The 11923-nt window shown below is 66.3% G+C and carries 11 protein-coding genes; 4 read left to right on the forward strand and 7 right to left on the reverse strand.

The annotated features are described in order from the left end of the window. The first annotated feature begins 59 nt into the window (after positions 1 to 59). The 4 genes from HBF26_RS13095 to HBF26_RS13110 are packed head-to-tail and all read left to right on the forward strand — an operon-like array spanning position 60 to position 3779. Positions 60 to 1478 (forward strand): cytochrome ubiquinol oxidase subunit I, encoded by a 1419-nt coding sequence (locus HBF26_RS13095; RefSeq protein ID WP_167127154.1) that lies wholly within the window; start codon positions 60 to 62, stop codon positions 1476 to 1478. Positions 1479 to 1483: 5 nt separating this feature from the next. Continuing rightward, the gene (cydB, locus tag HBF26_RS13100; protein WP_167127156.1) at positions 1484 to 2491 is read left to right on the forward strand and encodes a cytochrome d ubiquinol oxidase subunit II; all 1008 of its coding nucleotides are present in this window, start codon (positions 1484 to 1486) and stop codon (positions 2489 to 2491) included. Beyond that, positions 2491 to 2604, forward strand: a complete 114-nt coding sequence (locus HBF26_RS13105) for a DUF2474 family protein (RefSeq protein WP_167127158.1) — start codon at positions 2491 to 2493, stop codon at positions 2602 to 2604. The genes cydB and HBF26_RS13105 overlap by 1 nt, the downstream gene beginning before the upstream one ends. Positions 2605 to 2654: 50 nt before the next feature. Continuing rightward, a complete protein-coding gene (locus tag HBF26_RS13110; protein ID WP_167127160.1) occupies positions 2655 to 3779 on the forward strand; it encodes an RMD1 family protein in 1125 nt (374 codons plus the stop codon). Here HBF26_RS13110 and HBF26_RS13115 read toward each other — a convergent pair whose 3' ends face one another. The 7 genes from HBF26_RS13115 to HBF26_RS13145 form a co-directional block, all read right to left on the reverse strand. After that, a complete protein-coding gene (locus HBF26_RS13115) occupies positions 3780 to 4547 on the reverse strand; it encodes a YkgJ family cysteine cluster protein (protein WP_167127163.1) in 768 nt (255 codons plus the stop codon). It lies immediately after the preceding gene. A 74-nt stretch (positions 4548 to 4621) separates the two neighbouring features. Further along, on the reverse strand, positions 4622 to 5689 hold the full coding sequence (locus HBF26_RS13120; protein WP_167127166.1) for a lipocalin-like domain-containing protein: 1068 nt from the start codon (positions 5687 to 5689) through the stop codon (positions 4622 to 4624). Beyond that, on the reverse strand, positions 5689 to 8202 hold the full coding sequence (locus HBF26_RS13125) for an FtsX-like permease family protein (RefSeq protein WP_205287643.1): 2514 nt from the start codon (positions 8200 to 8202) through the stop codon (positions 5689 to 5691). Before HBF26_RS13125 ends, HBF26_RS13120 begins: the two co-directional genes overlap by 1 nt. Further along, entirely contained in the window at positions 8195 to 8857 is a 663-nt protein-coding gene (locus tag HBF26_RS13130; protein WP_167127172.1) for an ABC transporter ATP-binding protein, read from the reverse strand. The genes HBF26_RS13125 and HBF26_RS13130 overlap by 8 nt, the downstream gene beginning before the upstream one ends. 155 nt (positions 8858 to 9012) lie before the next feature. Then, positions 9013 to 10008: an SGNH/GDSL hydrolase family protein gene (locus tag HBF26_RS13135; RefSeq protein WP_167127175.1), complete on the reverse strand. Its 996-nt coding sequence runs from the start codon at positions 10006 to 10008 to the stop codon at positions 9013 to 9015. Positions 10009 to 10203: 195 nt separating this feature from the next. Continuing rightward, positions 10204 to 10506 (reverse strand): hypothetical protein, encoded by a 303-nt coding sequence (locus tag HBF26_RS13140; protein WP_167127177.1) that lies wholly within the window; start codon positions 10504 to 10506, stop codon positions 10204 to 10206. A 25-nt stretch (positions 10507 to 10531) separates the two neighbouring features. After that, on the reverse strand, positions 10532 to 11905 hold the full coding sequence (locus HBF26_RS13145; RefSeq protein ID WP_167127179.1) for a cation:proton antiporter domain-containing protein: 1374 nt from the start codon (positions 11903 to 11905) through the stop codon (positions 10532 to 10534). Between the last annotated feature and the right edge of the window lie 18 nt (positions 11906 to 11923).

Below are 11923 nucleotides of genomic sequence, written 5' to 3' on the forward strand. Positions count from 1 at the left end.
TCGCGCCGGCAAGTTCTGCACCGGCGGCGGCATAGACTGTGCGCGAAACGGAGAAAGCCATGAACGTTCCTGACACGGCGCTATTGCTCGCACGCTGGCAATTCGCCTTCACGGTGTCATTTCACATCATCTTTCCCGCCATCAGCATCGGACTGGCCAGCTACCTGGCCGTGCTCGAGGGCCTGTGGCTGAAGACGGGCAAGCTCGTCTACAAGGAACTGTTCTTCTTCTGGTCGAAGGTGTTCGCCGTCGGGTTCGCCATGGGCGTCGTCTCCGGCGTGGTGATGAGCTACCAGTTCGGCACGAACTGGTCGGGCTTCTCCACCGTGGCGGGCTCGGTCACCGGCCCGTTGCTCACCTATGAAGTGCTCACGGCTTTCTTCCTGGAGGCTGGCTTCCTGGGCATCATGCTTTTCGGCTGGACGAAAGTGGGCCCACGCGCGCACTTCGTCGCCACCCTGATGGTGGCGGTCGGCACGCTCATCTCCACGTTCTGGATCCTCTCGTCCAACAGCTGGATGCAGACGCCCCAGGGACACGCGCTGGTGAACGGCAAGATCGTTCCCGTGGACTGGTTCAAGATCGTCTTCAATCCGTCGTTCCCCTATCGCCTGGTGCACATGGCACTGGCCGCCTTCATCGTGGCGGCGCTGCTTGTCGGCGCGACCGCGGCATGGCACCTGTTGCGCGGTCGGAAGGACCCGGCCATCCGGAAGTCGTTCTCGATGGCGCTGTGGATGCTGTTGCTGGTGGTACCGATCCAGATAGCGGTGGGCGATGCGCATGGCCTCAACACGCGCGAACACCAGCCCGCAAAGATCGCGGCCATCGAAGGCCTGTGGGAAACGGAGAAAGGCGGCACGTCGCTCAACCTTGTGGGCTGGCCCGACATGGAGGCCGAGACCACGCGCTACGCCTTGAAAGTGCCACACCTGGGCAGCGTCATCCTCACGCATAGTTGGGACGGCGAGATCCAGGGCCTGAAATCGTTCGCACCCGAAGATCGACCCAACTCGACCATCGTGTTCTGGAGCTTCCGCATCATGGTGGGCATGGGCCTGCTCATGCTGCTGCTTGCTCTCCTTGGCCTCGCCCTTCGCCGCCGCGAACGCCTGTACGAGGCACGCTGGTTCCAGCGCTTCGCCTTGTGGATGGGCCCCACGGGCCTCATCGCGTTGCTCGCCGGATGGGTGACCACCGAGGCGGGGCGCCAGCCCTGGGTGGTGTACGGCGTGCTGCGTACGCGCGACGCCGTTTCCCCACTTACCGTGCAGCAGGTAGGCACCTCGCTCATGATTTTCGTGATGGTCTATTTCCTCGTCTTCGGCACCGGCATCTACTACATGCTGAAGCTCATGGCGAAAGGACCGGACCTGCCGCATGACGAGGCAGACGAGGAAGCGGCCGACACGGGCCGCGGCAAGGAGCGCTTCGACCATCGCCCGCTTTCGCGGCCCACCGAACCCATCGACGAGTAACCGCCATGACCATCGATCTGCCAGTCATCTGGGCGGCCATCATCGGCTTCGGCGTCTTTCTCTACGTGGCGCTGGACGGTTTCGATCTCGGCATCGGCCTGATCTTTCCTTTCTTCGACCGCGAGGGCGAGCGACAGGTCATGCTCAACACGGTCGCGCCGGTGTGGGATGGAAACGAGACATGGATGGTGCTCGGCGGCGCCTCGCTCTATGCCGTGTTCCCGGTCGCCTACTCCATCCTGCTGCCGGCGACCTACCTGCCCATCGTGGCCATGCTGTGCGGGCTGATCTTCCGCGGCGTGGCGTTCGAGATCCGCGCCAAGGCACGGCGGACCCAGCACCTCTGGGACCTGGCCTTCATTGCCGGCTCCGCCGTCGCCACCTTCGCGCAGGGCGTGATCCTGGGCACCCTGTTGCAAGGTGTGGAGATACGCGACGGCAAGTTCGCGGGCGGTGCGTTCGACTGGTTCACGCCGTTCAATCTCTTTACCGGTATCGGGCTGACCGTGACCTACGCGACGCTCGGCTGCGGCTGGCTGCTGATGAAGACGGACGGCGAACTGCGCCGGCGAATGGGCGTGCTGATGCGCCCGCTGACAGTCGCGCTCGGAGTGACCATCGGCGTCGTCAGCCTGTGGACCGTGCTTGGCCAGCAAGCCGTCGCCGCGCGTTGGTTCTCCACGCCGAACCTGTACTATTTCCTGCCGGTGCCGGTGCTCGTCCTGGCCTGCCTCGCGGGCATCCTGAAAGCGCTGCGCAGCGGCGCGGACCGCACACCCTTCCTGCTGACCCTGGGCATCCTCTTCCTCGGTTACACGGGCCTGATCATCAGCATCTTTCCGAACATCGTGCCCCCGTCACTGGACATCTGGACGGCCTCGGCGCCGCACTCCAGCCAGTTGTTCACGCTGGTGGGCGCGGCCATCGTCGTTCCCATCATCCTGGCGTATACGGCCATGGCCTACTGGGTGTTCCGCGGCAAGGTGCGCGCGGACGATCCGGGGTATCACTGATGAGCGAACGCAGCCGCTGGCGACAGGCTGCGTGGTTCGTCGTCCTCTACCTGGGCGGCGTTATCGCGGTGGGCCTGATCGCCCTGCTCTTCCGGCTCCTGGTGCCGCGCTGATAGGATGTGTGGCGCAGGCCACCGCCTCCGCCGGTGCTTCGGACACGACCGTGACATCCGCGAACCTCGTGGTTTCCTCAGGCGAAGTGACCGCATTGCGCCTGATCGACCTCGCCTACAGCATCGACCTCGTCCACGCCGAGCGGCTCTGGACAGAGCGCGGCAGCACGGCGTTTACCCGATCGTCGTTGAAGAGCACTCCTCCCGAGGCCGTGAGCTTCGGCGTTCCCCCGCTATGGGTGTCGCTGGGCGAGGTGCCCGTGGAACTTTCCGGCGGTACCCGGCGAGCGACCATCTCGGTACGGCTCTACGACTTCGGGCTGGCCGCGTTCTCCCTGCGTGTCCCGTGCAGCGGACAGCCCTGGCCCGCCTACGTGCGCGACGTCACGGACCTCGATACGCGCCTGGGGCCAGCCTCCGGCGCGGCGTTCTGGAACGACCTGCTCGAACGCGTGCGGGAGGTGATACGGCCATCGCTGGAACGCCCGACGGAGGGCGGCCGGCTGGACGAAGACCACCTGATCGCCACCGTGCACACGTTCAACGAGCCCATGGATGCCGAGCGTCTGATGGAAACGGTGGACCTCACCGAGGTTCTCACCGGCGACACACGTCCCCTGTCGCGCGCCGCGAAAAAGGATCTTCTCTCCCGCAACTTTTCTTACTACGTCGACGACCTCGTGGTGCTCACCTGGGACCGCGCGTTCATCTATGAGCCGCGCGGCGATTCCGACGTCGCGGACGTGATCGAGGTGGCGAACGCGCAGCTCGTGGAGATGCGCTACTACGATTTGCTGCTCGACGACGAACTGCCACGCATGTACGACCAGGTGGAAAAAGCGCGCTCCACGGCGTCCTTGCTGGCGTCCCGACGGTTCGCACATCTGGCGCGCGGGCTGTACACCCTGGTGGCCGAAGTCACCGAACTCACCGAACGTGTTGAAAACGCGCTACAGGTCACCGAAGACGTCTACCTCGCGCGCGTGTATTCCAGTGCGTTATCGCTGTTCCGCGTACAAGCGCTCAGCGCGTCGGTCGACCGCAAGCTGTCGATCATTCGCGACACGTACGCGGCGCTCTACGAAGAGGCATCCAGCCGTCGCAACGAGTGGCTGGAAATCGCCATCGTCGTGCTCATTCTTGTCGAAATCGTCATTTCGCTGACGCACGCGTGATCAGGCGTCGCCGGCAACGAAGCCCATGAAACTTGCGGTGCCCGCCAGGGCCGTGGACGGCAACGATGCCGTGCCGGCCGATTGCAGGAGGTCGAGCGTGGCACGCCGGTGCGATACGATCTGCCACTCCCCGACGTCTTGACCCTCGCCGCCGGCGGCCGCCGCTTCCAGAGCCGCGAGAAAACGGCCGGGCTCCGGTGCGTGGATCACCACACCCTCGTTCGAAAGCCCGCTCGAAAGAATGCCCAGGATCGCGCAGACCCGCTTCTTCACCTCGGCATCGCGTGCGTCGGCTTCGCGCATGCCCACGATGGCGCCCGCCACTTCCGGATCGTTCCAGTTGCCGTCTTCGGACTGGAGCACTTCCACGCTCTGCCATGCCTCCGGCGGACACAGTTTCGTCTCGCGGTCCAACGCATAGAACGGGTTCACCTCGGCGGGATACACCCTGCACGCGCGCGGACGCCGCTCGTAGATGCCGCAACGCATGTCCGGCTGCAAGTTCGGGCACGCGCCTTCGAACACCGCCATCAGCGACACGATGACCCTGACCGGCAGGCGTCCGCTGGTAGCGGCGAACGAACGGCGGCGCTTGTACCAGGCAAGATGGTTGTCCGCCGGCGGCTCTTCCGGCCAGGGGATGGCTTCGCAGAACAGCTGTACCTGACCACCGTCGCGCAGCCAGGCCATGGCTTCGTCCACGCCGATGGGGAGTCGCAGTCCGTGGCAGCAGCGGCCGCACATGGTGCAGGAAAAGTGGATGGTCATCGGGCCCCTGGGCTGTACGTCCGGCGGACGAGCGTCTGCCTGTGACATTCGCCGCGATGGGCAGATAGGTTACATCAGAGCCCTATCTTGTCCCCATAGCCCACGAGTTCGAGGTACCCGCGGCCGCCGGGCACCCGTACCGCTCCCTCCCAATACACGGGGCCACCCTCGCGCACGATGTCCAGTTCCTGGTCGTCCATGAGCGGCTGCACGACGTAGCGCTTCTTTCCCGCCGGGGTTGCGACCACGATGGTCGTCTCCACCGGATAACTCGCGCCGCTGCGCGGAGAGCGCCACAGGCGCCGGGTTTCGAAGTTCACGTCCTCCGGCCGCAGGACGACCAGGGAGCCGTCCGCGGCACGAACGCTCCCACCCGCCCACATCGGGCGCCCCTGCCGGTCACGCACCCGGAACACGGTGACCGCGCTGCCGTCGTCCATGTTGAGCCCTGCCCAATCCCATCCCTGCGAACGCGGATTGAGCAGACTGGACGACCATTCGCGATCGAGCCACGCGGTGCCCTTCACCGTTTCCACGTCGTTGCCTCGCTTCAGCCGGCCCTCTGCCGAAAGATGCGGCATGCTGAAATACGCGCTGGCCTCGCCTTCGCCCGGGCCTTTGCGGCTATAACCGCGATCGCCTTGCAGGAGCGGAGGCTGCGTGGGTGTCAGCGTGAGATCCAGGGTGAAGTCCGCGCCGCCGAAGTGGGTGGTAAACCGCCCGTCGCGCTGCCGGACGAGCTGCCAGTCGTCTATCGTCAGCTTCGTGTCGCCCGTGGCCGCTTCCGCCAATCCGAATCCCTCGCGCGCCAGTCGCTGCGCGTGATCGAGGCGCCCCTTCGCGGGATCGGCCAGTGCAGCATGGGCGAGGATGAGCTGCCGGGGCGCGAAGCGGCTGGGGTTGCCGTCGTCGAACGACATGCGCCTGCGGAAGAACGTGATCTGGAAACCCACGGGGCCGCCCTTCGTTTCCAGCCAGCCCGTGACGTACCACCATTCCAGTCCGTATTCGGGGTGCGCGCCGTGGTCCCGAGGCAGACTCACCGGCGCGTCGCGAGGTACCGGTGGAAACACGACCCGCTCGCCGGCAAGACCGGCGGTGGCCACGAGCAGCAGCACCGGCAGCAACCATCCCACGCGCATTACCAGTCCTCCCTTACCGCGCGAACCGCATCCACGGTCAGCACGCTACGGCCCACGATCAGGGCGACACCGGCGGTGGCGGCGATCAGCGCCGCGACCACGCCACAGAGAAAAGGCCAGGGAAGCACCGTGTCCATCGTCCAGTGGAACGACTGCGGATTCACCACGTGGATGAGCACCTGGCTCATGGCGAGCCCGAGTGCCACGCCGGCGACACCACCGACGCCACCCAGCAGCGCGCCTTCCGTCACGAGCATCCGTGCGAGCTCGCCGCGCGTGGCGCCCACGTGGCGCAGCATGCCGAACTCGCGAATGCGCGCCAGCACCTGCGCACCCACGGTCGCCGCAACGCCGGCCAGGCCGACGCACACGGCGATACCTTCGAGCAGATAGGTGATGAGGAAGCTGCGATCGAAGGCTGCCAGCGCCTTCTTTCGTATCTCCTGCGGGCGGCTGATCGTGAATGCCGGGCCGCCGTTTCCGACCGCGGCGCGCAAGCCCGCGGCGACCTGTCCGGTGTCCACGCCCGGCGCAACGAGGATCGACACGCCCGTGCGCCGACTGTCGCCGGTCCAGCGCGCATAGCTCCGCTCGTCCACGACAATGGCCCCATGTTGCCGGGCATAGTCGCGCCATACGCCGGCAACGACGACGGTGGGCGCACCCGGCAAGGGCAAGACGAGGCGGTCGCCCGGTTTCCAGCCGTAGACGCGAGATGCCGGTTCGGACACCCATGCCGGCACGTCGTTGGAAGGAACGGGAGCCGCCGGGCCAAGCAACGAATGCTGCGCCCCCGGTCCGTCCAGCGAGCGCGCAAGCAGCGCCACCGAAGGCCGCCGCTCGTCGAAGCGCAACGGCGTCTCCTTCAGCACCCCCATCCACGCGACACCCGGCACGGCGCGCAGGCGCGCCTGCGTCGCCGCGTCGAATCCGCCCGAGGTCGTGTCGTTCACCTGGAGGTAGATGTCGGCCCGCAGCACATCGCCAAGCCAGCGGTCGACGGATTCGCGAAAGCTGCTCACCATCACCGCCATGGCGACGGTCAGGGCCGTGGCGGCCAGAATGCCCGCGAGCGCCACGGATGCCTGCGACGGCGCACCCCACAACCGCGCGATGGCGAGGCGGAAAGGCACCGCTTTCGGCGATACGCCGCGAAGCGGCGCGACGAGGACACGTGCGAGCCAGGGCATCAGCGCCACGCCACTCGCCAGCAGCAAAGCCATGGACACATAGCCGAACAATGCCAGGCCGCGCACGGCAGGCAGGGCCGCGGCGCATGCCGCGCCCGCGAGCAGAGCGACGGCCACCCAGGGCCGGACGCGGACACGCGGATCGACCATGTCGCCCGGATTCTTGATGGCGATGCCGGGAGCTGCGCGGGACGCCGCGAGCGCCGGCACCATGCTGCCCAGCACCGCCGCCGCGACGCCGAGCGAGCCGAAGATGCACGCCGCCCAGGGCGCGAACACCAGTTGCGGCGTGCCACCGCTGAAATAGCCGCCGCCCAGGTCGCCGCCGAGCAACCGCAAGGCAAGCGACGCCAGCGCCAGGCCAAGGCCGATGCCCGCGCCGGCCCCCACGACACCGAGCAAGATCGCTTCGGTCAGCACCTGCCCGCGCAGCTTGCGCGCTTCCATGCCGAGCACGCGCAGCAAGGCGAACTGCGCGCTTCGTCGCGCCACGGACAGGGACTGCGCGGAGTACACAAGGAAGCCGCCGGTGAGCAGGGCCACGAGGGCAAGCATGTCGAGGTTGACCCGGTAGGCGGCCGAGAGGCTGTCGTTCTGGGCGGCTTCGCTCGTGGCGTCGACCACGATGGCATCGGGCGGCAGGATCGCGGCGATCGCTCGCCTCGTCGTCGCGACATCGCCCCCCTGATCGACACGGATATCCAGGCGTTGCAGCCGGCCGAGCATGCCGAACCGCCACTGGACCGCCGCGATGTCCATCACGGCCAGGCGACTTCCCGCAGCGGCCGGCAAGGTGCCCGCGACGACGGCTCGGAACGTGCGACCGTTGGCAACGATGGTCGTCGACTCTCCCACCTTGCGCCCCGACGCCGCGAGCACGGGAGCGGACAGATAGATGGCCGTCCCCTCGATGAATCCGCCGAGCCCGGTCGACCCACCCTCGACGTCGCCCTGCCCCATGCCTGCCACGCGAAACATGTCGATACCTTCGAGCGTCGCCCGAGTGGTTCCGTCGAGCGTCGCCGCAACCGTCACCACCGGCGACACCGATACGCCATGCACGCGTGCCACACGCGGATACAGTGTCTCGTCGAATCCGAAAGCATTCTTGGCTTGCACCTTCAGGTCCGCCGCGCCGCCGACCGATCGCACTGCCTTGTCGAACTCCCCCAGCGCCGACGCGTTGATGAGATGCACGGCGAATCCCAGCGCGACACCGAGGGCGATGGCGAGCAGCGCGGCCACGACACGACCCGGATGGGCACGCCATTCGCTCCACAGGAGCCAGCGTCGCGCCACGGGAAGCAGACGCGGGTCAGCCACGGGCAACGAGCCCGGCGGGCGACAGCACCAGCGTGCGATCCGCCGCCGCGGCGGCCACGGCCGAATGAGTGACGAGCAGCACGGCGGCACCAGCGTCGCGAACCTGGTTCACGAACAGGCCCAGCGTGTGCGCGGCGGTGTCGGGGTCCAGGTTGCCGGTCGGCTCGTCGGCGAGGATCAACCCCGGACGATGCACGAGCGCACGCGCCACGGCCACACGCTGCAATTCGCCGCCGGAAAGCTCGCGAGGATACGCTTCGCCCCGCCCTCCCAGGCCGACCGCGTCGAGCATGGCGTTCGCGGCATGCAGGGATTCTTCGGCCTCGCGTCCCTGCAAAGCCAGCGGCAAGGCGACGTTGTGGGCAAGGTCCAGGTGCGGCAGCACATGGAAAGCCTGGAAGACGAATCCGATGCGATCGCGGCGAAGCCGCGTGCGGCCATCGTCGTCGAGGCCGGCGATATCGATGTCCGCGATGCGAACGCTGCCTGCATCGGGCGCATCGAGCCCGGCGATCAGGTTCAGCAAGGTGGACTTGCCCGCCCCCGATTCCCCCATGATCGCGACGAACTCGCCCGGAGCCAGCGCCAGGTCGATCCCTGCGAACAGCGTCCGGCCGCCCGGCACCGTCTTGACCAGGCCTTTCACGTTCAGCATTCGGGGCTCCAGGCGTAAAGGCCGGCAGTTTACCCCGGCCAAACGCATGGATTCGTGCACGCGCCTGCACACGTCATGCGCGAATCCGGACAGCCATCTCCAGGTTCATGATCCGTCGTCGCCTTGAAGGCCGCGGCGACGGATCGTCATGCCCTTCAGTTGCTCCCCTTGACGACGAACGTAGCGTCCCCCGCCTGCCTGAGCGAGCCCAACTCGAAGTGCTTCCCGATTTCGGTCGCCCATATCTGGGCGATGACCTTGTAGACCTCTTCGGTGGGATGGGCCTCGTCGCTCGTTGTCGTGTAGAACGCCGCCAGCTGGTTCTTCGGCGGGGCGCCGTAACGCACCTCGATGCCTTTGGGCTGAGCCCCCTTGGTGAAACCGTATGAGTTGAGGTTCTTGCAGACGTGGTACATCGGTGTGTAGATGTCGACGATGCCCGCGGGATTGTTCTTCGGGAAATCCTCGTTGATGTGCTTCGCCAGTTCATGGCCGAAGTTCAGCGAGCCCGTCGAGAAGTCGATGACTTTCTGGGTGGCCTCCTGGCCGTAGTAACGAACCGCGTCCTGGGGATCGGGAAGGTTGCCGAACAGGAAGGCGGCGTTCGGATCCAGCTTGATGATGTCCTGGCAAAGGCTGGCCATCTCCCGGCCCACCTTGGCCATATCCGACTTGTCACGCTCGTTCGTCACCAGGTCGTTCAGGCCGAACCAGATGAGGTACAGCCCCACACCGTGCTCGGACGTCAGCGGGTATGCCTTGAGGTCCTGGGCGTACCTTGCGACCTGTTCCTTGAAATAGCCCAGCCCCGTGCTGCTGCGGTCGGAACCGCCCATCGCGCCGCCCTCGGCGTAGTTCGCGTAATAGAGCGGATCCGTGCTGGACGATCCGTTCTTGCTGTTCGCGCTCCAGCGCAGGTGCGGGGCCGCGGCGGCGAGCGATGTGGCCTGGTTCACGGTGATCAGCGGACTGCCGCCGGCCCACTCCCAGATGAAGTCGGTCCAGTTCCTGTTGTCGCTGAAGCGCTTGACCTGGTTGGTGCGCATCAGGCCGAAGAGCGAGGCAAACATGCCAGTGGGCGTATCGCGCTTGACGCCGATATCCGAGAGGCTGTCGCCGAAGATGATGAGTCGTTTAACCTTGACGGTCATGGCAGGGTCCTTCGATGTGTTCGATCAGCGGAATGCGGTGAGGCACTGCACGCCTGCGCCTGCCAGGTGGCGGCTCACCGGGTTGCCGGGCACGGCAAGCCTTGCCCGGGCATGCACTATCGCGACAGCCCGTTCCGCCTCACATCGGCAAATTCCCGATTTGCGCTGTCCGTTTCCCCAAGCCGCATCGACCGCTCACGAGCGGTCTTCGATGCCCTTCGGCTTCCGCGGCAAGGGAGGCAGCGTTTCCTTCTGCTTACCGCGTACGGACTTGTAATGGCACCTGCCCCAGCGTTCGGCGTAATACATGCCGCGCTCCTTCGATGCCGTATAGCAATACATCGAATCGAACGTCGTGCCGTTCTTGAACACCTGGGTCAGCCACTTTCCCGGCATGGCCGTTTCGCCCACGGCGGCGAAAAGCAGCCCGTTGACGTAGCCCCACCACGGACCGTAATCGTTTCTTTTCCAGGTGATGGTAACGTTGTCGTCGGGCATGGCCGCACCGTACGTTCCGTGCGTCTCATCCATTGCGAACGGTGTCGATCGTGCCGCGTTGCTTCGCCGCTTCGATGGCGCGCTCCCGCCACTGCATCAGCGGCGTGACGCTGACGCCATGGATGACGATGCTCACCGCCACCACCGTGAGCACGACGCTCTCGAAGGCGGGCACCGATACACCTTTCAACCCGTGCATCACGGCGAAGGCCATGTAATTGAGGCTGCCGAGCCCGCGGATGCCGAACCAGCCGATCAGCAACCGGCGCTGCCATGGCACCCTGCACCCGATGGTGGCGATCCACGTCGACAACGGCCGGATCACGACCAGCAGCACGGCAGCAACGAGCACACCCTCCCAGCTCGCCTGCGGGATCACCGTGATCCCGACGGCCAACACGAGGGCCACGGCAATGAGCCGTTCGACGGTTTCTCCGAAGGACAAGGCATCGGAAACCACCCACCCTACGGTCTGGCTCGGGTGGTCCACGCTGGCCTGCGACCGCTCATTCGGATTGACCCGCATCTCCGCCGGTGTTTCGCGTTCGACAGCTTCGTTCGGTTTCCTGTCGTCCCTGCCCTCGCTCACGCTCAGCTCGACCCGACGCAACCCCGCGCCGGCAGCGAAAGCCGCGAGAAATCCCGACACCTCCAGCAGTTGGCTGGCCGCATAGACGACCACCATGATACCCAGGGCGAGGAAGTCGCTCGGAGCCACGTCGCGGGCGGTGTAGCGAAGATGGGTTCCCACATAGCCGAGCCCCCACCCACCGAGGAGGCCGAGAGCCAGCCCGCCGGCCAGTTCCCACAGCACATCCAGCGTGAACCAGTGCGCGAGGACGCCGGACACCTCGGCGCCGGGCTCCATCAGGGCAAGGGCAAGGAAAAGCAAGGGCAGCGCCGTGCCGTCGTTGAGCCCAGCCTCACCCGACAGCGCCACGCGAAGGGGATCGTCGTCGCGCGCGTCGTCCACCGACACCAGCGACGCAAGCACGGGGTCGGTGGGACTCACTACGGCGGCCACCGCCAGCGCGGCGGCGAAAGGCCAACCAAGGCCCAGACAGGCAACCGCCGCGACTCCGGCGGCCGTCAGTACCATCGCCGGCAAGGCCAGCCGAAGGGCCATCAGCCACCCTCTGTCGCGGAGCGGCAGACGAAGCTTCAGGCCCGTGACAAAAAGGGATACCACCAATGCCGCTTCAGTCGCGACGTGCAACCAGTGAATGTGCTCGCGCGACAGTGGCAGCTTCGTCAGAGCGAAGACACCGGGGCCGATGAGGACGCCCACGACCAGATAGATGGCGAACGTGGTCACCGGCCCTCGATGGATCCAGCCGGAAAGAAACGATGTTGCCAGCAGGAGAGTGCCGGCCAGGGCGAGCCACCAGAGAGGGGTCATGCCCGGATGATTGCCGGG

The organism is Luteibacter jiangsuensis (assembly GCF_011742555.1).
In the GTDB taxonomy this organism is placed as follows: Bacteria; Pseudomonadota; Gammaproteobacteria; order Xanthomonadales; family Rhodanobacteraceae; genus Luteibacter; species Luteibacter jiangsuensis.